Origin of the sequence: Winogradskyella schleiferi, assembly GCF_013394655.1 — a bacterium.
Classification (GTDB): Bacteria; Bacteroidota; Bacteroidia; order Flavobacteriales; family Flavobacteriaceae; genus Winogradskyella; species Winogradskyella schleiferi.
Window position 1 is genome coordinate 3960700 of record NZ_CP053351.1, and the last position, 22303, is coordinate 3983002.

At 34.0% G+C, this 22303-nt stretch carries 23 protein-coding genes; 15 read left to right on the top strand and 8 right to left on the bottom strand.

Going from position 1 to position 22303, the window contains the following annotated elements; translation table 11 throughout:
* Positions 1-181: 181 nt before the first annotated feature.
* The gene (locus tag HM990_RS17070; RefSeq protein ID WP_178990698.1) at positions 182-913 is read left to right on the top strand and encodes an SGNH/GDSL hydrolase family protein; all 732 of its coding nucleotides are present in this window, start codon (positions 182-184) and stop codon (positions 911-913) included.
* 29 nt (positions 914-942) lie between these two features.
* Complete coding sequence (locus HM990_RS17075; RefSeq protein ID WP_178990700.1) at positions 943-1839, top strand: metallophosphoesterase family protein; 897 nt, start codon at positions 943-945, stop codon at positions 1837-1839.
* 111 nt (positions 1840-1950) lie between these two features.
* Here the strand turns inward: HM990_RS17075 and HM990_RS17080 are convergent, their stop codons facing one another.
* Together HM990_RS17080 and HM990_RS17085 are read right to left on the bottom strand one after the other, a co-directional pair.
* Entirely contained in the window at positions 1951-2700 is a 750-nt protein-coding gene (locus tag HM990_RS17080; protein ID WP_178990703.1) for a uroporphyrinogen-III synthase, read from the bottom strand.
* A 16-nt stretch (positions 2701-2716) separates the two neighbouring features.
* A complete protein-coding gene (locus HM990_RS17085) occupies positions 2717-3391 on the bottom strand; it encodes a DUF4271 domain-containing protein (RefSeq protein WP_178990705.1) in 675 nt (224 codons plus the stop codon).
* Between the two features lie 287 nt (positions 3392-3678).
* On the opposite strand from HM990_RS17085, the gene HM990_RS17090 reads away from it, so the two are divergent.
* The 3 genes from HM990_RS17090 to HM990_RS17100 all read left to right on the top strand — a co-directional run bounded on the left by HM990_RS17090 (position 3679) and on the right by HM990_RS17100 (position 6254).
* Entirely contained in the window at positions 3679-4404 is a 726-nt protein-coding gene (locus HM990_RS17090) for a polyprenol monophosphomannose synthase (RefSeq protein WP_178990707.1), read from the top strand.
* Positions 4405-4410: 6 nt separating this feature from the next.
* Positions 4411-5754, top strand: a complete 1344-nt coding sequence (locus HM990_RS17095; RefSeq protein WP_178990709.1) for a dihydroorotase — start codon at positions 4411-4413, stop codon at positions 5752-5754.
* Positions 5755-5843: 89 nt separating this feature from the next.
* Positions 5844-6254, top strand: coding sequence for a DUF4296 domain-containing protein (locus HM990_RS17100; RefSeq protein ID WP_178990711.1), 411 nt, complete (start codon positions 5844-5846; stop codon positions 6252-6254).
* Here the strand turns inward: HM990_RS17100 and HM990_RS17105 are convergent.
* On the bottom strand, positions 6217-7230 hold the full coding sequence (locus HM990_RS17105; RefSeq protein WP_178990713.1) for an NAD-dependent epimerase/dehydratase family protein: 1014 nt from the start codon (positions 7228-7230) through the stop codon (positions 6217-6219). The genes HM990_RS17100 and HM990_RS17105 overlap by 38 nt on opposite strands.
* An 89-nt stretch (positions 7231-7319) precedes the next feature.
* Here HM990_RS17105 and tyrS point away from each other — a divergent pair, with 89 nt between their 5' ends.
* Together tyrS and HM990_RS17115 are read left to right on the top strand one after the other, a co-directional pair.
* Positions 7320-8636, top strand: a complete 1317-nt coding sequence (tyrS, locus tag HM990_RS17110; RefSeq protein ID WP_178990715.1) for a tyrosine--tRNA ligase — start codon at positions 7320-7322, stop codon at positions 8634-8636.
* Between the two features lie 129 nt (positions 8637-8765).
* Positions 8766-9236 (top strand): DUF1572 family protein, encoded by a 471-nt coding sequence (locus HM990_RS17115; protein ID WP_178990717.1) that lies wholly within the window; start codon positions 8766-8768, stop codon positions 9234-9236.
* Positions 9237-9480: 244 nt separating this feature from the next.
* On the opposite strand, the gene HM990_RS19960 is transcribed toward HM990_RS17115, so the two are convergent.
* The 3 genes from HM990_RS19960 to HM990_RS17130 form a co-directional block, all read right to left on the bottom strand.
* Entirely contained in the window at positions 9481-9750 is a 270-nt protein-coding gene (locus HM990_RS19960) for a YHS domain-containing (seleno)protein (RefSeq protein WP_317166928.1), read from the bottom strand.
* Complete coding sequence (locus tag HM990_RS17125; protein WP_178990721.1) at positions 9744-10724, bottom strand: LuxE/PaaK family acyltransferase; 981 nt, start codon at positions 10722-10724, stop codon at positions 9744-9746. The genes HM990_RS19960 and HM990_RS17125 overlap by 7 nt, the downstream gene beginning before the upstream one ends.
* Before the next feature lie 70 nt (positions 10725-10794).
* Positions 10795-12555, bottom strand: a complete 1761-nt coding sequence (locus HM990_RS17130; RefSeq protein WP_178990723.1) for a T9SS type A sorting domain-containing protein — start codon at positions 12553-12555, stop codon at positions 10795-10797.
* A 233-nt stretch (positions 12556-12788) separates the two neighbouring features.
* On the opposite strand from HM990_RS17130, the gene HM990_RS17135 reads away from it, so the two are divergent.
* Both HM990_RS17135 and HM990_RS17140 read left to right on the top strand, forming a co-directional pair.
* On the top strand, positions 12789-13475 hold the full coding sequence (locus tag HM990_RS17135; RefSeq protein ID WP_178990725.1) for a response regulator transcription factor: 687 nt from the start codon (positions 12789-12791) through the stop codon (positions 13473-13475).
* Positions 13475-14521, top strand: a complete 1047-nt coding sequence (locus HM990_RS17140; protein ID WP_178990727.1) for a sensor histidine kinase — start codon at positions 13475-13477, stop codon at positions 14519-14521. Before HM990_RS17135 ends, HM990_RS17140 begins: the two co-directional genes overlap by 1 nt.
* Here HM990_RS17140 and HM990_RS17145 read toward each other — a convergent pair.
* Positions 14495-15511 carry a glycosyltransferase gene (locus HM990_RS17145; RefSeq protein WP_229719305.1) on the bottom strand — a complete coding sequence of 339 codons (1017 nt, stop codon included), beginning with the start codon at positions 15509-15511 and terminating at the stop codon, positions 14495-14497. The genes HM990_RS17140 and HM990_RS17145 overlap by 27 nt on opposite strands.
* A gap of 145 nt (positions 15512-15656) precedes the next feature.
* Between HM990_RS17145 and trmB the strand changes: the two genes are divergently transcribed.
* From trmB to HM990_RS17160, 3 genes are read left to right on the top strand one after another with little or no spacing between them, the layout of a single operon-like run.
* Positions 15657-16331, top strand: a complete 675-nt coding sequence (gene trmB, locus HM990_RS17150) for a tRNA (guanosine(46)-N7)-methyltransferase TrmB (protein ID WP_178990729.1) — start codon at positions 15657-15659, stop codon at positions 16329-16331.
* Between the two features lie 3 nt (positions 16332-16334).
* Positions 16335-16964: a LysE family transporter gene (locus HM990_RS17155; protein ID WP_178990731.1), complete on the top strand. Its 630-nt coding sequence runs from the start codon at positions 16335-16337 to the stop codon at positions 16962-16964.
* A complete protein-coding gene (locus HM990_RS17160) occupies positions 16965-17297 on the top strand; it encodes an MGMT family protein (protein ID WP_178990733.1) in 333 nt (110 codons plus the stop codon). It abuts the gene before it with no gap.
* 1 nt (position 17298) lies between these two features.
* Here HM990_RS17160 and HM990_RS17165 read toward each other — a convergent pair whose 3' ends face one another.
* A complete protein-coding gene (locus HM990_RS17165; protein WP_178990735.1) occupies positions 17299-19548 on the bottom strand; it encodes a DUF7619 domain-containing protein in 2250 nt (749 codons plus the stop codon).
* 200 nt (positions 19549-19748) lie between these two features.
* Here HM990_RS17165 and HM990_RS17170 point away from each other — a divergent pair, with 200 nt between their 5' ends.
* The 3 genes from HM990_RS17170 to HM990_RS17180 all read left to right on the top strand — a co-directional run bounded on the left by HM990_RS17170 (position 19749) and on the right by HM990_RS17180 (position 22255).
* Positions 19749-20888: an Mrp/NBP35 family ATP-binding protein gene (locus tag HM990_RS17170; RefSeq protein ID WP_178990737.1), complete on the top strand. Its 1140-nt coding sequence runs from the start codon at positions 19749-19751 to the stop codon at positions 20886-20888.
* Positions 20889-21131: a NifU family protein gene (locus HM990_RS17175; protein ID WP_178990739.1), complete on the top strand. Its 243-nt coding sequence runs from the start codon at positions 20889-20891 to the stop codon at positions 21129-21131. It begins immediately after the preceding gene.
* Between the two features lie 62 nt (positions 21132-21193).
* Positions 21194-22255 carry an NAD(P)/FAD-dependent oxidoreductase gene (locus HM990_RS17180; RefSeq protein ID WP_178990741.1) on the top strand — a complete coding sequence of 354 codons (1062 nt, stop codon included), beginning with the start codon at positions 21194-21196 and terminating at the stop codon, positions 22253-22255.
* Positions 22256-22303: the final 48 nt, after the last annotated feature.

The following is a 22303-nucleotide window of genomic DNA, read 5'->3' on the forward strand; positions in this document are numbered from 1 at the left end:
CAAAATCCCCAGAATATTTAAAGCGGTTAGTCGGCACAATTGGTAGAGATCCTTTATATAAAAGATAAAGTTGGGATTATACCTTAAAATGCTTCTCATAATTGAGAAGCATTTTTATAGGTTTCACTCTTAACAGGTGTCATATAAAAACCTATATGAATCAGTTATCGTATATTTAATTATGAAAGGATTATATCAAACTGTGTTTTACGTTCTTATTTTGTTTTTTGCTTGTTCAACAAGTGATGATAATATTGCATTTGTTGAAGAGGAGGCCGAAGATGACGAAGTAACAATTCCTCAAACCTATAATATTCTTGCTCTTGGCGACAGTTATACAATTGGTGAAAGCGTTTGCGATACTTGTCGTTTTCCAGAACAGTTAAAAGATAGTTTGGTTTCGGTATTTTCAACTGTAGACACCTTCAACCTTAAAGTTGTTGCGCAAACAGGCTGGACAACTACTAACCTTATCAATGCTATAGAAAATGAAAATCTTACCAATAACTATGATTTAGTGACACTTCTCATTGGAGTCAATAATCAATACCAAAGTAAACCGTTTTCTCTTTATGAAACTGAGTTTCCTTTATTGGTTTCCAAAGCGATTCAATTTGCGCAAAATGATAAAGCGAATGTTATTGTTGTTTCCATTCCTGATTATGCCTTTACACCTTTTGGACAAAATAGTGGAAATCCAGAAATCACCTCTTCAGAAATTGATATGTATAATAATTTTGCTGAAAATTATTGTAATCAAGAAAACATCACATTTGTAAATATTACTGATATTACAAGGGAAGGCTTAATAAATACAGATCTCGTAGCTTCAGACGGATTACATCCTTCAGAACTGGCATACGCTAAATTTGTGGAACGTTTGCTTCCTATCGCACAGATAAAAATCGAATAAGATTTACTATTTTAGTTGAAACATTTTACATGTCCTCTAAATCGAGATTAGATCGTGCTTACAAAAATGCCAAACGCATACCCTTTGACGATTCTTCTAAATTTATATTGTTTAGCGATTGCCATCGTGGCGACAACAGTTTTGCGGATGATTTTGCCAATAACCGTAACATTTACTATCATGCTTTAAGACATTATTTTCTTGAAGGTTTTAGTTATTGTGAACTCGGTGATGGCGATGAGTTATGGGAAAACCTATCGTTTGAATCTATCTTTCGCGCCCATAAAAACGTATATATGCTCATGAAGCAATTTCACGATATCGAACGTTTACATATGATTTGGGGCAACCACGATATGGTCTATCGTGATCCAAAATATGTTGAGAAACAATTAAACACTTTTTTTGATCCCAAAACAGGTAAGGATGAAGACTTATTTTGCGATATAAAATATCATGAAGGCCTTATTTTAGAACATGCAGAAACCAAACAAGAATTATTTTTAACCCATGGTCATCAAGCCGATTGGTGGAATTTTCTATTCTGGAAATGGAGCCGTTTTATGGTTCGCATTCTGTGGAAACCTTTGAATGTGATGGGCATCGCAGATCCAACAAGTCCCGCAAAAAATTATACAGAACTCATAAAAATAGAACGACGAACCAAACGATGGATTATAGAAAACAACAACTTAATTACTGTTGTTGGTCATACACACAGACCACGATTTCCTGAACCTGGAGATATCGCCTATTTTAATGATGGTAGTTGTGTACATCCAAGAAGTATCACAGGACTTGAAATTGAAAACGGAGCAATTTCGCTGATAAAATGGCAAATTGTAACTTCTGAAGATGGGAATTTAAAGATTGATCGCTTTTTGTTGGAAGGACCGACGCGATTGGTTGATTATAAAACAGAGTAATAACATTGGAATTATCAGAAATGTACTTTTACGCAATAATTACAATTTCGGAATTTTTAATTTTCTTATAACAATCCTGTCTCAGTTATTTAAAACAGTACAGTTAAATAATTATTTTCCCTTATTAACAGAATCAATATACTTCTGCAAAGCCATAGTCATGGAAGGTGTTTCAGGCGTCGGTGCAGAAATATCAACACGCAAGCCCTTTTCCTTAACAGCTTTAACTGTCGTATTCCCGAATACTGCAATACGCGTTTCGTTTTGTTTGAAATCTGGAAAATTATGGAATAAGGATTCTATGCCAGAAGGACTAAAGAATACTAGGATATCATAAGTAACATTTGATAAATCGGACAAATCACTGATTACGGTTTTATAAAACGTGGCTTGTTTCCAATTCACACCTAAATCGTCTAAAATTTCAGGTATTACAGGTTTTACTTTGTCAGTCGTTGGCAGTAAAAACTTTTCGTCTTTATATTTTTTGATTAAAGGTATTAAATCTTCAAACGTACGTTTACCGACATAGATTTTACGCTTTCGATAAACCACATATTTCTGTAAATAATAGGCAACCGCTTCAGATTGGCAAAAATACTTCATGGAATCTGGTACCTTGAAGCGCATTTCGTCTGCAACTCTAAAAAAGTGATCTACGGAGTTTCTACTGGTAAGAATTATGGCTGTAAATTTACTGAGATCAACTTTTTGCTGTCTTATATCCTTGGAAGATACACCTTCTACATGTATAAAGGGTCTGAAGTCCACCTTGACTTTTTGCTTTTCTTGCAAATCAAAATATGGGGAGTTCTCTATTTTAGGCTCTGGTTGGGATACTAAAATTGTTTTCACTTTCATACGTAAACCTTGTGTTTTAAGCGTTATACTCTGTAATAACCTTATATAAAAGTACATAAGGCCCAATTTCGAGAGCGCAAAGATACAACAAAAAATAGAAAAAATTAAGATTTATTAACTTTTGATAGCTTTTAACTGTGCTTAAAAAGCCTATTAGATTTATAATACAAACCAATGAAAAGGCAATGATGATAATGATTTCGTTATAATAATCTGAGTATAACCAATCAAAACGATGTGTATACAACAAAAACAAATTGGCAATCAAAAACACGAAACCAGACCAGTTTTTGAAGGTTGTTTTTTGAAACAGGTAATGGTCTATTAAACTATCCATTTCAAAAAGACTACCAATAAGCCGTTCCAAAAGTGTTTTTATAATGATAATGACAGAAACTGCAAACAATAGTTTTAGGAATGATTCAAGTTCAAAAACTTGTGGCGAGACAAATGTAGAATACGCAAAATAAGCAAAAATACTCAATGAAAGACTGAGGTTTACAAATAGAAAACTATCAAATTGATCAATAAATTTCTGGTCTTTACTATAGATTTTAAGGTATTTGGAATTGCCGATCACATTTAAAAAATCATTGAATCTTAAGGTGTTCAAATATTTTGCAACAACGATGGCAAACAATCCCATAATTGTAAAGATGGTAAACCACTCGTGTGTGACATAATTTCGCATGTGGCTAAATTAAAAAGAATTTTAAGTTTACATTCAATAGAATACATAATTCCTCTTTGATATCGGTTAGAAGGTACAATGGATTCGCTAATTCTATCTTAATCTAACTGATTTCAAATGGTTTTTATGGTCTTAAAGTCTTATGTCTAATCTCTAACGGCGGAGCGGTCTAATATCTTTTTCCCTATTTCTATCAAAAAAGTTAATTCCAACATATAATCCATTAAAAACTTTACTTTTGTTAAAATTCTAATACCGACACAAAAGCATAGTTTAAAAGTAAGTTGATGTCTGACGCCATTGTCATTGTTCCTACCTATAACGAGATTGAAAACATTGAATCAATCATCAGATCTGTGTTTTCGCAACCTAAAGGATTTCATGTACTTATTGTAGATGACAATTCGCCTGATAAAACGGGAGAAACGGTTAAAACTTTACAGCAAGAATTTAAAAACCAACTGTTTTTATTAGAGCGTAAAGAAAAAAGTGGTTTAGGAACAGCGTATATTGCAGGTTTTGAATGGGCTTTAGAAAACGATTATCAATACATTTTTGAAATGGATGCTGATTTCTCGCATAACCCAAAGGATTTAATTCGATTGTACAATGCATGCGAGATTGATGGTGCTGATATTTCAGTTGGATCCAGATATGTTAAAGGAATTACAGTGGTCAACTGGCCAATGTCTCGTATTATTTTATCCTATGGAGCATCTCGTTACGTAAGATTTATAACACGTATGAAAGTTAAGGATTCCACAGCTGGTTTTGTTTGTTATAAAAGATCGGTTTTAGAAGCAATTCATTTAAAGAAAGTAAAATTTGTAGGTTATGCATTTCAGATTGAAATGAAATTTAAAGCTTATAAAAAAGGATTTCGAATTGTAGAAATTCCTGTTATCTTTAAAGATAGAACCAAAGGAAAATCGAAAATGAGCGGAAGTATAATTTCCGAAGCTATTTTTGGTGTCATTAGTTTAAGATTAAAAAGTTTATTTGCCAGTAAGTAGAAGAACATGAAGCAAAATACCCTCATAAAAAACGCCAGAATTGTCAACGAAGGAAAAATTGTTGAAGGAGATATTCTCATCGAAAACCAAATAATTAAAGAAATAGACATTTCAATCAGCGTGAAATCTGCAGATATGACTGTGATTGACGTCGAAGGAAATTACGTCGTTCCTGGTATGATTGACGATCAAGTGCATTTCAGGGAACCAGGCTTAACCCATAAAGCTAATATCGAATCGGAATCTAAAGCAGCTATCGCTGGAGGAATTACGTCTTTTATTGAAATGCCTAATACCAATCCGCAAACCACAACTGTAGAAAAGTTAGAAGAAAAATTTGCCATTGCAGCCAATTCATCTTATGCCAACTATTCGTTTATGTTTGGTGGTACCAACGATAATTTAGACGAAATCTTAAAAGTTGACCCTAAAACCGTAGCTGGATTAAAGTTATTTTTAGGCTCTTCTACCGGAAACATGTTGGTCGATGACCCAAAAGTTATTGAAAAAATATTTTCGAGTACAGATATGGTCATTTCCGTACATTGTGAAGATGAAGCGACGATTAAAGAAAATCTAGCCAAATATAAAGCCGAATATGGAGATAACATACCTATGAAAATGCATCCCATTATTAGAAGCGAAGAGGCTTGTTATATTTCGTCTTCAAAAGCGATTGAATTAGCAAAGAAAACAGGCGCAAGATTGCATGTATTTCATTTATCAACAGGAAAGGAAACGAGTTTGTTTTCAAATAAAATCCCATTAAAAGATAAAAAGATAACCGCTGAAGTTTGTGTGCATCATTTATGGTTTTCGGATGAAGATTATGCTAAAAAAGGGAGTCATATTAAATGGAATCCGGCTGTAAAAACGGCAAAAGACAGAGACCAGCTTTGGAAAGCTTTAATGGACGATAGAATAGATGTCATCGCCACAGATCATGCGCCACATACACTCGAAGAAAAAAACAATCCATACACAAGTGCACCTTCTGGAGGGCCTTTAGTGCAGCATGCGCTAGTGGCTTTAATGGAAGCACATCATCAAGGTAAAATATCGGTTGAAAAAATTGTGGAAAAAGCCTGTCATAATCCAGCTATTTTATTCAATGTAGAAAAGCGTGGTTATATAAAAGAAGGTTATTTTGCCGATTTGGTTATTATCGACCCTCAAAGCCCTTGGTCAGTTAATAAAAGTAATATTTTGTATAAATGTGGTTGGTCCCCTTTTGAAGGCAATACGTTTAAAAGTAGAATAACGCACACTTTTGTAAATGGTCAATTGGCTTATAACAATTTCAAGGTTTTGGACGTTAAAGCAGGACAACGATTGACTTTTGACAGATAGATATGACAAAACGCATAAGCTTAATAATAGTACTAAGTTTTTTGATGGTGGCATGCCAGGATTTTGACCGACCTAAAAAACCGGCTAATTTGATTTCAAAGGAACAAATGACCGAACTTTTGTACGACTTATATATTATTAACGCTGCCAAAGGCGTAAACCGAAAAACTTTGGAAACCAATGGTTTCAACCCAGAAAACTATATTTTAGAAAAATATAATATAGATAGCACCCAATTCGCAGATAGTAATACCTATTATGCTTTTGATACTGAAACCTATAGCGCTATTGTGGAGCAGGTAAAAGCCAGATTGGAACAAAACAAGAATATTTATGAAGCTCTAAAGCAACAACGAGATGACTCCATACAAAAGCGTAGAGACTCCATTAATGAAAAGGGAAAACGAAAAAAAGATTCACTAAAAAAAATCCTAGATAGTATCGATATGAAGGAATTGCGCTCTAAACCTCCTTTAAATATAGCTGACTCACTTCAGTAATTGATTCGTTCATAGGTTTAAATTCAAAATTCAAAGCATTTTTCACTTTAGAATTATCATATTTTGTAATACTTACGGTAGATTTAGCGGCTTGTTTAGTTAAACTTCTGCGTTTACCAAAAAGTTGATGTTTTAACCAATCTAATCGCCAAGCAATGTTTAAGAGCCACGGCTTCGCTTCTTTCTTCGGTGGTTTGACCTCTAAACTATTAGCAATTTTGGTTTGTAAGGTTTTAAAACTTAAATTTTCAGAGACTAATACAAAAGATTCATTTTTAATAGTACTATCCATAAGCCGTTGCATAATATTTACCACATCCCAAATATCTACACAACCAGTAACACCATTGGTATAATAAGGCATACCTCTGTAAATGCGCTTAAATAAATTACCACTACTTCCACCATTCCAATAACCAGCACCTATAATAATTCCAGGATTTACAATGATCGCATCCAAACCTTCCTGAGTGCCACGCCAAACTTCAAGTTCCGCTCCATATTTAGTAATGGCATATACACTATTGTCAGCCTCTGGGTTCCAATCGGTTTTCTCATGAATTAATTTGTCAGGATTAACATGATGTCCAATTGCTGCAATAGAACTGACATAGCACAATTTTTTAACCTGATGGCTGAGGGATAAATTGACAATATTAGCTGTGCCTTCAATATTTATTTTTCGCAACAATTTGTATTTGTCAGGTTCAAAAGAGACAAAAGCAGCGCAATGGTAAACTTTGGTTATACCTTTAAAAGCCACTTGAAGTTTAGGAATATCATTGATGTCTGCCTCAATCCATTCAATTTTGTTATATAGTGCTTCAGCATCATCCGTAAAATAGGAAAAAACATGCTTAACACGATTTAAAGTCTTTTCACGTCTATATATAGCACGAATGGACACGTTACTTTTCAAAAGTTGAAAAAGTAAATGTGAACCCACCAAACCTGTGCCTCCTGTGACTAAAATCATAGGGTAAAGTTACGCTTTTTTAGATTTGTCTTTTGTCTTTAACCACGGAAACATATCTTTGCGCCAATCAATTTTCAAACTAAAAAATAATGGCGAATAAATTTGTAGAGGAATTACGTTGGAGAGGTATGGTCCACGACATCATGCCAGGAACCGAAGAGCAATTAGACCAAGAGATGACGACGGCCTATATTGGTTTTGATCCTACTTCAGATTCGTTGCATATTGGGAGTTTGGTACCTATAATTTTATTGGTGCATTTAGAAAAAGCAGGGCACAAACCTATTGCTTTAGTTGGTGGAGCAACAGGTATGATTGGTGATCCTTCTGGGAAAAGTGATGAACGAAACTTGTTGGATGAAGAAACTTTAGCCCACAATGTCGCTGGTATAAGAACGGTATTATCCCGTTTTTTGGATTTTAATTCCAGTGAAAAAAACGCACCAGTTTTAGTGAATAACTACGACTGGATGAAAGATTTCAGCTTTATCGATTTTGCACGCGATGTCGGCAAACGCATCACTGTTAATTACATGATGGCTAAAGATTCCGTAAAGAAACGCTTAAGTGGTGACGAAGGGAATGTTGGGATGTCGTTTACTGAATTTACGTACCAATTGATTCAAGGTTACGATTTTCATTATTTGTATAAAACCATGGGTTGTAAATTACAAATGGGTGGCAGCGATCAATGGGGAAATATCACCACAGGCACCGAATTAGTAAGACGCATGCACGATGGTGACGATCAAGCAAAAGCCTATGCCATGACTTGTCCTTTAATTACAAAAGCTGATGGTTCTAAATTTGGAAAATCTGAAGGTGGAAATATTTGGTTGGATGCAGATAAAACGTCTGTTTATAAATTTTACCAATTTTGGCTCAATTCTACAGATGAAGATGCCGAAAAGTATATCAAAATTTTTACATTTTTAGATAATGCAACGATAGAGTCTGTAATTGAAAAGCATAAGGCAACACCTCATTTACGTTTATTGCAAAAGCGTTTGGCGGAAGAGGTCACCGTTTTTGTACATAGTAGGGACGATTATGATAATGCCATAAAAGCATCTCAAATTTTGTTTAGTAAGGATTTTAAAAATGAAATTAAACAATTACCAGAAAAATTATTCTTGGATGTTTTTGAAGGTGTCAAACATGCAGAAATTTCTAAGTCCGAATTTAATGAAGGCATTGATATGATTGGAGCTTTGGCTGCCAAAACGAATTTTTTAAGTTCAAATGGTGATGCCAGAAGAGCTCTAAAAGAAAATGCGATTGCGGTAAATAAAGAAAAGGTAAAAGAAGATTATATGTTGACTTCCGAAGATTTAATTCACGATAAATATATTATTCTAAGTAGAGGTAAGAAAACAAATTTTATCTTGGAAGTGGTTGAAATTTGATATGGAATAAATTGAAGTATTACATTCAGACCTGTAAGTTTTAAAAGCCTACAGGTCTTTTTTTGTATCTTTATTTACAAAAGTTTAAAGGGTTATTGAAAAGTACTATGTAATCTATTCCGGGGTAAAATGAAGCAAACAGAACAATTAGCTAATCGACTGAGAGAAGTTATACTGAATGGTACATGGATTGCCAATACAAATTTTAAGGCGCAATTGGAAAATTTGGATTTGCGCATAGCCAACACAAAATACCAATCCTTAAACACTATTTCAGTTTTAGCGCAGCATATACACTATTATATCTCTGGAATAACCCATGTGTTTATTAATAATAAACTTGACATAAGAGATCAGTATAGTTTTGATTTTCCGCTCATAGAATCACAAAAAGCATGGGATTCATTTTTAAATACATTTTGGAGCGATACTGAAAATTTAGCCGATTTAATTGAAACAATGCCTGAAGAAGATCTAAAAAAAGACTTTGTCGATAAAAAATATGGCTCTTATCTTCGAAATATCGATGGTATGATTGAGCATAGTTATTATCATCTTGGGCAAATTGTGCTGATTAAAAAAGTATTGTCAAATACATAAATTAATTCCGAAAATAAATCAAATCTTCCAGGCATATGCTGAACTTAATTATACATCAAGAATTTAACAAGTTATTCTTAATCAGACACTTAAAAGTTCAGCATAAAAAAAGTGCCCAAATAAATATTTGAGCACTTCCAACCAATCAATCAACTTTGAGGTCTATAGTTTCAATTTTTCTTTTTCATAGAATCATTTCAACTTTATAGCCTCCCATTTAAGTCGGCTTTTTTCTTTAAACCTTTCACATTTTCTCTCTGCCATCTTTTAAGGTATTATTTCCCCAAGAATTATAGAATAAATAGAGCTTTCCGTCCCTAATTTCAAAAGTTTCCGGATCTATACTTACTTTTTTAGAATCTATTGCAACGGTATATGCACAATAACCGCCATATTGCGGCATATAAGCTTTAAGTTTTGCCAGAAACGTGTTGAGATTTTCTTGTGATATGAATGTGTACTTATGAGATATTTCATAAAACGCAAATCGGATAGAAATACGGTTGCTTACAATGCCATTAAGTTACAACCTCTAATATCAGAGTTATCAAATCTTCCAATAATTTCAAACTGACCGTTTTCATCGACTTTTCCCAAATCTTGCGTAGCAATAAAAGCGCATGAATTTAGATTCGCCAAATCAATCACATTAATACCACCTGTTTTGTTGGAGTGTTGATTACTGAGTGCGTCTTCGGTATCTCGTGTCAAGATTTTCATCCAAGGTGGACATTCAAAAACTCCGTGGCCTTTAGAATAAGCTTGACTCAAAAGTTCGGTCATGCCATATTCACTATGAATTTGGGCAACACCAAAACCCGTTTTCAAAATATGATGTAACTCCTGTCTTATAATTTCCTTTCGTCTTCCTTTCATGCCACCCGTTTCCATGACTATGGTATGGTTTAAGTTGAATTGATGGGCTTCAACCAAATCCAATAAGGCAAACGATACACCTATAAGTAAGGTTTTTTGTTGCTTCGATTCAAGTGTTTGTAATGTACTTGCCAACTCATTGAGATTATGCAGGTAAAATCCACTTTCAGCATGATTGGATTTCTTTATTAAATCATCTACCATAAAGATAAGTGAAGAGCCATCACGCTCTAAATAAGAGGGCAAAAGCGCTAAGACTACATAATCTTCAACAGAACCATAAAAGTGTTTAAAAGCCTTTAAATAACTGTCTTCATAAAGTTTTAAATCCGTCACTAAATGTTTACTCGTAGTACTTCCTGTGGTACCAGAACTAGAGAATGTTTTTTCAATATTCTGGGATGAACTTAAAATAGAATGGGATTTAAAAAACTGAATCGGCAAAAATGGAATTTCAGAAACACATGTTATATCCGCTGGATGTTTATACAATAAATCGCAAAACGAACGATAGACCTTATTATTTTCAAACTGAAATTTAAAAACGTCCAAAGCCAAGGCATCGAACTCCGTACTGGATTTTATGTTAAAAATGTCGTCTTTAGAAATCATGTGTCAAAAATATACAAAAAAGCGTCCCGATAAATTATCGGGACGCCTTAAATATGTATTAAAAAAATACTTACTTAATCACTAATTTCTTAGTAGTAGAAGCATTATCCTGAGTGATTTTTAAAATGTAAACACCAGACTTTAAGTTCGCAACATCTAAGGTGTTGTTCGTTAACGTTTGATTTTTAACTTGCTTACCTAAAATATCAAATACTTGAACGTTTATTGCTTCGCTATTAGTGGAAGAAATTGAAACAGACCCTGTATTTGTTGGGTTAGGATAAATTGAGAAGTTAGAAATTTCAAAATCACTTGTAGAAAGAGAAATATCACTTAAAGCTCTCACATAAATTTGTGCAGTACCATTAAATTCTCCAGCAACAGCCACTAAAGAAGGTATCTGAATTGATGGAATAAGTTCACCAATGTAATCTGCACTAAAAAAATCGGTACGTTTAACAATAGTATTAGTTCCATCAGTTACATCATAGTTTTGACCAGTAGAGAAAGTCTCTATTCCATCTCCAGCAGAAAAAGTAACGTTTTGTAACTCAATCAATTCAGATTCATAAGCGTCAGGTGCAGCATTTAAATCAGCAATAGTAACTGTTTGCGCAGTTACAGCATTACCTGAAGAGACAACAACGCCAGCATCAGAAGTTGGTACAAATTGCAAAATACCATTGCTGTCTATTGTAGTTCCTCTCAAACCAGAAACTAGATCTCCTACTGCGTATGTAGTAGCTATAACACCAGCATCGTCATAGATTAAGACTCCACTTATATCGGTGTCTTGTATCCATTTTCTATTTCTAAAACTATCAGTATGTGTAACCAATGAACTCCCTGTTATTTCGTAGAATCTACCTAGACCGTTAGCAACCACATCTGCTCTTAAAGCAGTTATATCTGCAACAGTTACAAGATTCCCAACACTAAAAGATATCATGTCACTGTCAACAACGCCACCATCAATAAGTTCAACGGTAACATTGTAAGTTGTACCATCTGTAGTTGCAATCGAAAAAGGACTAGAAACATTAGTTGTTGTATTACCATTTACGGTTACACTAACCGTTTCACCACTTAAATTAGCAGTTGAAAACTCTAAGTCTACGTTCATAGTACCTGGTGCAAGCACAGTTGCGTTTGCAGGAGCAGTAATCGTTATCTCAGGAGACGTAACGAAGCCATCAATGACACGAATATTGTCAATTGAGATATCTTCATCACCTGCATCTAAATTTTCGAAAGTAATTTTTAAATCTAAAGTATTACCATTAGGAATAGCTGCAGTAAATTCTTGAAAAATATTGGTTAACAGAGTTCCATCAACCAAACCATCAAAATTAGAATCAACACCAGGTTCTGTGTTAGTGGCACCAGCTGCAGCAAATTGAAAAATTTTAGTGTAGCTGCCCGAATTATTAACATCAATTTCAAAATAAACTAATGTATTTGCATCCCAATCTTGATTACTACCATCATCGTCCTCAGCTGCAATAAAAGCCAAAGTCATATTTGTTCCAGATGAAATATCAATATCATCATATTCTAAGGTTTGAATTCCAGAGTTACATTCTGGAGTTCCATCAGTATCTTGAGCAGCCAACCAAAACGTACCATCAGCACCAGTAACTTCATAGAAAGAAGCAATATTTGTGCCATCGGTTACAGTAAAGAAGTCTCCCGTACCATCGGTACACATTTCGGACATTGTTCCTGACGCATCAGGTGCTCCAGACTCAAAAGAGTCTTGAAATAAAGATGATTGGGCAAACGAAAATGCTCCAAACATTAAAGTAAACAATAAAAAGTAAATTTTCTTCATAATTGATTTTTATAAAAGTTAGATAACAAATATAACAACAAATAGTGAGTTTTAAGAATTCAAATAGCTAATAGTTAGCATTTTTACGATATGTTAACATGGTAGATATCAAGAGCTTCTAAGTTTCAAGGATTTATATTTTCAATGTTAGGGAATTGTTATCAATTCGATATTTTTATATAGTTAATGAGGATAAACTCTATCTTTACAGTTATTAAATACGGAATTAAATTTTGAAAAAGAAAGAGATTAAAATACTGTTGGTAGATGATGAGCCAGATATTTTAGAAATTGTGGGCTATAATTTATCTGCAGAAGGCTACCAAGTTATAAAAGGGGAAAATGGTGTGGAAGCTGTTGAATTAGCAAAAAAACATATGCCTCATTTAATTATCTTGGATGTGATGATGCCAAAAATGGATGGTATTGAAGCTTGTGAACGTATCCGAGAGCTGCCAGAATTGAGCGAATCTGTCATTACCTTTTTAACGGCAAGAGGCGAAGATTATTCGCAAGTTGCAGGTTTTGATGCTGGTGCAGATGACTACATTTCAAAACCCATAAAGCCCAAAGTTTTAATTAGTAAAGTAAAAGCTTTACTTCGACGATTTAAGCATTCTGAAAATACCGTTGAAAATATTGTAAAAATTGGCGACTTAATCATATATAAGGAAGAGTATAAAATTACGGTTAAAGGCAGAGAAATTACCTTGCCGAGAAAAGAGTTTGAATTGTTATCTTTGCTAGCAACCAAACCTGGAAAGGTCTTTAAGCGCGATGAAATCTTAGATAAAGTCTGGGGAAATGAAGTTGTGGTAGGCGGAAGAACCATTGATGTACATATTAGAAAACTTCGTGAAAAAATTGGCGATAAATCTTTTAAAACCGTTAAAGGCGTTGGTTACAAGTTCGTGGACTAATGCAAAATAAAAAGAGCTTAAAGAAATCATATAAATTCGCATTGCGAACAGCATTCTACGTTACGTTGTTCTCAACAATGCTTGTGATTCTGTTTTTGATTTATTTCCACGCCATTAATTGGCAAGTCATTTTCTATCCTATACTTTGTTTTCCGTTGTGTTTTGCTATTGTACAATACCGTGTGGAACGTTTTATTTACAGGCGTGTGAAACGAATTTATGATGACCTTACACTTTTGGAATCTACGAGTTTGAGACAGCAACCCATAACGACTGATATGGGCACCCTAACCAAAGAAATCGATAAATACGCCAAAAACAAAAAAATTGAAATAGAAACCTTAAAGATTAGGGAAGAATACCGAAAAGAGTTTATTGGCAATGTCTCACACGAACTAAAAACACCTTTGTTTTCTGTACAGAGTTATTTACTTACTTTACTGGATGGCGGTATTGAAGATGAAAAAATCAGAAAAAAATACTTGGCCAGAGCCAGTAAAGGTGTTGAAAGACTTACTTACATTATTAAGGACTTAGACATGATTACCAAACTTGAGGTTGGTGATCTGAGTCTTAATAAAGAAGATTTTGATATTGTAAAATTGGTTCAGAATGTGTTCGATCTTTTTGAAATGAAAGCGACAAAAAAACACATTACCCTAACTTTTGATATCGATTATCTCGAACCCATCATGGTTTATGCAGATAAAGAACGGATTCAACAGGTGTTAACTAATCTTATCGTTAATTCCATAAAATATGGACGGGAAAAAGGTACAACCGAAGTGAGTATAGAAAACCTCATCAAAAACAAAGCGATTATAAGAGTTACCGATAATGGCGAAGGTATTGCCAAAGCTAATCTTCAGCGTTTGTTTGAACGTTTTTACCGTGTAGACAAAAGTGGTTCGCGTAAAGAAGGCGGTTCAGGTCTGGGATTATCTATCGTTAAGCATATTGTTGAAGCCCACGAAGAAAAAATCTATATTGAAAGTCAATTAGGTGTTGGTAGTGAATTTTCATTTACTCTGGAAAAGACTAAATAATTTCTTATAATTTAAGTGAGATTCTTTGAATTTCATGCCAGAATAATCTTTGAGTTGTCCTAACAATTTTACACAAAACTCATCTTGATTGCAAAATGGGGCAATTCCTTCAGATTCTAGTTTTTCGGCTAAGTACTCTTGTTCAAATTGCCCAGGTGTAGGAATAAAAAAGGCTTTTTTTTCAAGTTTTGCCAAATCCATAATTGTGGTGTAACCCGATCTGCTCAGCACCACTTCACTTTCATTGATGGTAGTTTCTAGTTCAACACTGGTCATATAATTATAAATGCTCATGTTTTTATACCGTGTAATTGATTGTTCATTTTCAACGACGCCTTTTACAAAACAGATGTGTCCATTGAAATTTACAAGTTCATGGAATAATTTTTCTTCTAAATAAGTACGTTGAGGTTCAGGACCAGAAAGAATAACCAAAAGCTGGTATTTAGTTTCTAGATGTTGTTTTTCAAATCGGGATAAAGGGCCTAAATAATTTAATGTCGCATCAAAATTTTCAACGTGACCTAAAATACCGCTGAGGTTTTTTTCAGAAGCATAATCTGGAATCCAACATTCATTAAATTTAGAAATGATTTTTTGATGAATTCTTGTGCTTAGCCAAGTGGTGTTTCCGCTTAAAACTTGTAATTGATGTGTTACAAATACCGAAGGAATATCGACATGCCTCACCCCAAATCGGTTATCCGAAATTATACCCGAAATTGGAGTCATTTTAACAAATTCCGCAATAGCTTTTTGCTCTTTCTTTATCGTTTTTAAAATATGAGGTGTTCCTTTTAATAGTTTTAACCTCAATTTTCTAGGATTTTTTGAATAGCTAATGTTATAGGACGGCAATTCTAAAGTTTCAAGTTTGGGGAATTCCTTTCGTAATAATTGAAGTGCAAAACCATCACTCGCCATTATGGGCTCAAAATCATGCCGAATCAACTCATTTATAATAGGAATACATCGCGTTGCATGACCCAATCCCCAATTTAAGGGAGCGACTAAAATTCGTTTTTTATTTTGATTTGGCTTCAGTATCTATTTATTTTAGAGATGTCTTTGATAAACAAAGATAAACCTAAAATCTTTCCTTAATTTTACCGCATTATTATTAAATCGAGAATTAGTGGGCAGTAAAAACAAACAGAAACGCTTTAGAGAAAATGAAACTTTTCATAATGTTTACCAGCCAAAACGAGAAGAACTAGTTGATGCGACCTACAGACTAAAAGGCAACTGGAGATCGGAAGTTTTTAAAAACGATAATCCCTTAGTTTTAGAATTAGGTTGTGGAAAAGGCGAATATACAGTTGGTTTGGCAAAACGCTATCCTAACAAAAATTTTATTGGTATAGATATTAAAGGTGCACGATTTTGGCGAGGCGCAAAAACCGCAATTGAAGAAGACATTCCAAATGCGGCTTTTATAAGAACTCAAATTGAATTAATTGACCACGTTTTTGAAGAAAATGAAGTTGATGAAATCTGGATTACATTTCCAGACCCTCAAATCAAATACCAACGCACCAAACACCGAATGACCCATTTGCAGTTTTTGGAACGTTACAAAAAAGTATTAAAACCCAGTGGATTGATGCATCTAAAAACAGACAGCGAGTTTATGCATGGTTACACCCTTGGTTTGTTGCATGGTTTGGGACATGAAGTTTTATATGCCAATCATAACGTGTATAAATTAGAAGGAAGTCCGGATGATGTTACTGGAATTCAAACGTTTTACGAAAATCAATATTTAGAAAAAGACAAAGCAATTACGTATATTAGATTCAAAATCAATTAAACTTTGAGCATAACAGTCATTTTCTTCCTTGGACTTTTTGTAGCAATGATTGGCGTTGTTCCACCAGGATTACTTAATATGACTGCGGCAAGAATAAGCCTAAAGGAAGGAGCTGCTAGAGGTATCATGTTTTCTACAGGCGTTTGTATTGTAGTGTATGTTCAAACTTACATTGCCGCAATTTTTGCGCGATATTTATCTAATCATCAAGATATTGTAGAGATTCTACAACGTGTAGCATTTGTAATATTTGTATTGATTACCATTTATTTTTTGGTACTGGCATCCAAGGAAAAAGAAGCAAAAAAAGAGGCGGAAATTAGAAGTAAACATGGCAGGTTATGGCATGGTGTATTATTATCTGCACTCAATGTGTTCCCAATTCCTTATCAAGCGTATATGACCATTACACTAGTGTCTTTCGGTTGGATGGATTTTGAAAAATTGAGCATAGTTACCTATGTGACAGGTGCAGCAACGGGAACTTTTGTGATGCTATATGTCTATATTTTCTTTTTCGATAAGATTAAAGAACGAAAGTTTACCTCTCAAAAGAGCATGAATCTAAGTATAGGAATCATAACAGGCATTGTGGCTTTAGTAACTTTTATTAATATTTTAAGGGAACTGTAGATGAAACCTGAAACACTAGGCTTTTTTGAAAAAGTGTACCAAGTAGCAAAACAGATTCCCTATGGAAGAGTGACGAATTATGGCGCCATCGCCAAATATTTAGGTGCTGGTAAAAGCGCCAGAATTGTGGGTTACGCCATGAATGGTTCTCATGGAAAAGATGTACCAGCACACAGAGTCGTCAACCGAAAAGGGCTTTTAACTGGAAAACATCATTTTGAAGGTACCAACTTAATGCAACAGCTTTTAGAAAATGAAGGTATTGTAGTGGTTGATAATCAAATTCAGAATTTGGAAGCTGTTTATTGGGACCCGGTTAAGGAACTTCAATAAATCAATCTTTAATAAATTTCTTTACAATAGCACTCCTTTCCGTTTCAATTTTTATAAAATAAGTTCCTGAAGCTAAGCTCTCTAAGGAAATATCTAAGTCAGTTCTATTACCGACAACCGAAGTGGCTTTAATAGGTCGTCCAGAAACATCGTAAATAGCGATTCGTTTTATTGCATGCCTTGATTCTAAATGTAAATTATGGCTTGTTGGGTTAGGATATAGTGAGATGGTATTTTTTGATAGTTCAAATTCATCTGTGCTTAAAGTTGCAATGGTCGTTTGCGAAGTGTTGGTTATGATGGGAAAATTGAAATCAAAAAATATTTCTGCGTTATTTTCAATAGTATCATTTACGGCTAAAGTCTCTAAGGTTTTAATTTTAAAAACGATAAAGCCATCATTGTTGGCGTCGTCAAAAGGTAAATTGATGTTTTCAAAAATAAATTCCACGTAATTTTCCGTTGTATTGTACTCAATTCTTGCGAAATAATTATGACTCGCGTGCAATGGCACAAGGGAGGATAAATCATATTTACTGATATCTATATTATCTTTAACTACAATATTTACCGCATTGGCAGTTCCTATATTTTCAAAGCGAATCATATAATGCACATAATTACCAACCATTTCTGGAGCAATAAAATCACCTTCCAAACATATTTTATCATTAGGATCAAAGGCGTTGACAACGGTTTGTTCTAAAACAAAAGCCGATTCTGGATCTTCCAATTCATATTCAATAAAATAATTTGCATTAAATGTTAGAATATCGCCACCATTGACTGCAGGAATATCCATTGGTGTGTTAATTAACATTGAAAAATCTATCGTTCTGGTTTCAAAGGGCAATAAATCTTCAAAATTAAATCGCCACGCATTATCGACAAAAGTAAAAGCGTCCCAACTTGGGTTAAATGAAACTTCGCTCATTAAATCGAAATCATTAGTGAGAAAGACTTGTCCAAAATCAATTGAGGTATTGCCTGTATTTTTATAAATAATTCTATAATCAGCTTGGAAACCAGGAATGGCAGCCGTTAACGGTACAATCTGAATATCTATGTCTTTATAAATACCATTGGCTGTGATACAAAAATCTTGTATAAAAGGATCTGTGTCTGCTGGGAAATCTACGGTTAAACTTTCAGGTGTAACTGTAAAAAATTCAGAATTTTCAAAAATTGGAGTTAAAGTATAAATGCCTTCTTGAACTGGTATTGAATAACTTCCCGTAGCATTAGAAATAAAATTCGCAGTTTCAGTGCCATTGGATACATTAAGGTTTAAATTAGGAACAACCACATCATTAATGTCACAACCATTGACATCTAAATCAATAGTTATATTGCCTTCAACTGTGAAATAATCTCCGCCAGGAATAAAAGAACAATAAGAATTAACCACACAATTATCGATTTCTTGATATGCCAACCAATTATTTATTAATTGTAGTTCATTCTCATCACCACAAACATAAGTCAATGGGTTATTTGAGAAGTTAAATTCACTAAAATCCCATGCGATCATATCCTCTATTTCATTTCCGTTTTTTACAAGAAGCGTCTCTATTTGGTTATTTTGTGCTTGGTAGTAATAAGTATTTACAGCTTTGTTTGATAAATCTAAAAAGGTTATTTGATTATTAGAACAATATAATTCGTCTAGGTTTGGTGTTCCTGTCAAATTTAAAGCTGTTATCTGATTGTTACTACAATCAAGTTCCGTTAAATTGATTGACTCTCCTAAAGTTAAATTTGTTAGCTGATTATTATAACAACTTAAATATTGTAAATTCAAAGCGTTACTTAGGTCCAAAGTATTTATCGCATTATTTTCACAACTAAAAATCTCTAAGCTGTTAAGATTTTCAATCCCAATTAATTCAGTAAGTTGATTACTTGCACAATTTAAATATTTAAGATTTACAAGTGTACTTAAGTTAATATTTGATAAATCATTGTACTGACAAGTTAAAGATTCCAGACTAATAAAATATTCAATTCCTGTAGCATCCATTACTTCATTTTGTCCAAAATTTAGTCGTATAACAGCCTCTGCTTCTGCGACACTTATTTCGCCATCATCATCTGTATCAACATCTACGTCTGGCGTACCATTATTGTCAATATCAACACAATTAGTGTTTACCAATGCATTCTTAAGATTAGCATCAGGAATATCAATAATCTGAGCATGAGCCCTTAATAAAATAAAAAAAACTAAAAGTAAAGTGTATATCTGTTTCATTATCAATAGGATTCTAGATCACTAAAGTATTATTTTTTTATGTAATTCGTTTATAATCAATTCAAATTCTACCATAAGAAATAGCAATCCCAACACTTTAAACTTCAAGGTTTATTAAGTACCTTTGCATTTAGAATTAATCTTAATAAGAAAAAATTTGAGTCTGTATTTTAGCCTCAATTTTCTTTATTTTTTTATATATGAAATTACACAAACAAGATATACTCAATGCACTCAAAACCATAACAGCGCCTGGAGAAGGAGAAAATATGGTTGATAGTGGTGCCGTAACTAATGTGGTAACTTTTGCAGATGAAGTGATTGTGGACATTACCATTAAAAATCCAAGTCTTCAAGCAAAGAAAAAAACGGAAGTCGAAATTTTGCAAACCATACACAGAAAAGTTTATGAAAAAGCAAAAATAAAAGTTAACATTAAAGTTGACGCCCCAGCTGCTCCACCTAAAAATGAGATTAAAGGAAAAGCGATTCCTGGTATTCAAAACATTGTTGCCGTTGCTTCTGGAAAAGGAGGTGTAGGAAAATCTACAGTAACTGCAAATTTGGCGGTCACTTTATCGAAAATGGGATTTAAGGTTGGTGTTTTAGATGCTGATATTTATGGACCATCAATTCCAATTATGTTCGATGTTGCCAATGAGCGTCCACTATCTGTAAATGTTGATGGAAAATCTAAAATGAAACCCGTAGAAAATTATGGAGTTAAAGTATTATCTATCGGCTTTTTCACAAAACCAGATCAGGCGGTGATTTGGAGAGGACCAATGGCTTCTAAAGCATTGAACCAAATGATTTTTGATGCTGCTTGGGGCGAATTAGATTTCTTATTGCTCGATTTACCTCCAGGAACTGGAGATATTCACCTTAGTATCATGCAAGCTTTGCCAATCACTGGAGCTGTTGTAGTAAGTACACCACAGAATGTGGCTTTAGCAGATGCTAAAAAAGGTGTGGCGATGTTTCAACAAGACAGTATTAATGTGCCGGTTTTAGGTATCATAGAAAACATGGCTTATTTCACTCCCGAAGAACTCCCTGAAAATAAATATTATATATTTGGAAAAGAAGGTGCAAAGCATTTGGCGGAAGATTTAAAAGTGCCATTTTTGGGCGAAGTGCCTTTGGTACAAAGCATAAGAGAAGCTGGCGATTTAGGAAGACCAGCTGCCATGCAAACCGCAACTCCAATTGAAGCCGCTTTTGAAACCATAACAAGAGAAGTCGTACAACAAGTAGTAAATAGAAACGAAGCTTTACCAGCTACAGAAGCAATAAAAATTACCACAATGGCAGGATGTTCTGCTGTAAATAAAAAGTAAATGAGCTCAGAAGAACTTAGATTAAATGTTGAAAAAGCATTAGATGAAATCCGTCCATTTCTGCAAAGTGATGGAGGAGATATTGACTTGTTGTCCATTGAAGATGGTAAGTTTGTAAAAGTTCAATTAGTTGGTGCCTGTACATCTTGTAGTGTTAACCAGATGACCTTGAAGTCTGGTGTAGAGATGACCATAAAGAAATATGCTCCACAAATAGAAAAAGTTATTAATGTAGAAAAGTAATGTGATATTTGTCACATTCCGAATGAAAAGACATTCTTAATTTTGATTTCAATTTTAAATCCATGATTACAACAGATATACTTATAATTGGCGCTGGTCCAACAGGACTTTTTACGGTTTTTGAAGCCGGACTTTTAAAACTAAAATGCCATTTAATAGATGCACTTCCGCAAGCTGGTGGACAATGTTCTGAGATTTACCCTAAAAAACCGATATACGATATTCCAGCTTATCCAGAAATTTTGGCTGGAGATTTAACGGATAAATTAATGGAACAGTGTAAACAGTTTGAACCTGGATTTACATTGGGAGAAAGAGCCGAAACTATAGAAAAGCAAGACGACGGAACATTTATCGTTACTACAAATAAAGGTACAAAACATCAAGCTCCAGTTGTGGCCATAGCTGGTGGTTTAGGTAGTTTTGAGCCAAGAAAACCTTTAATTCATAATATCAAGGATTTTGAAGACAACGGTGTTGAGTATATTATTAAGGATCCTGAAATCTACAGAGATAAAAAGGTTGTGATTGCCGGTGGAGGTGATTCAGCTTTAGACTGGAGCATCTTTTTAAGTGATGTGGCTTCTAGCGTCACATTGATTCACAGACGAAATGAATTTAGAGGCCATTTAGATTCCGTAGAAAAAGTTCAAGAATTAAAAAATAAAGGAAAAATAAATCTAGTTACGCCTGCTGAAGTTGTTGGAATAGTCGGAGACAAACAAGTAAAGGCTGTTGTAGTAAACCAAGCACAACATATAGAAAAGGAATTTGAAGTGGAATGTGATCATTTTATTCCACTTTTCGGGTTGTCTCCTAAATTGGGACCTATTGCAAATTGGGGACTTGAGATTGAAAAAAATGCGATTAAAGTTGATAACTCATTGGACTACCAAACGAATATTCCTGGTATTTTTGCTATTGGAGATGTGAATACCTATCCAGGGAAATTGAAATTGATTCTTTGTGGTTTTCATGAAGCAACCTTAATGTGTCAAGCCGCTTATCAAATTATAAATCCTGGGAAACGATATGTATTAAAATACACGACCGTTTCGGGAGTCAATGGGTTTGATGGTACACGTAAAGAAGCACCAAAAGCGGTAGTTAAAGCTATAGATTAAATTTAATAACATTGTCACCTTGAGCGCAGTCGAAAGGTCTTCTTAAAA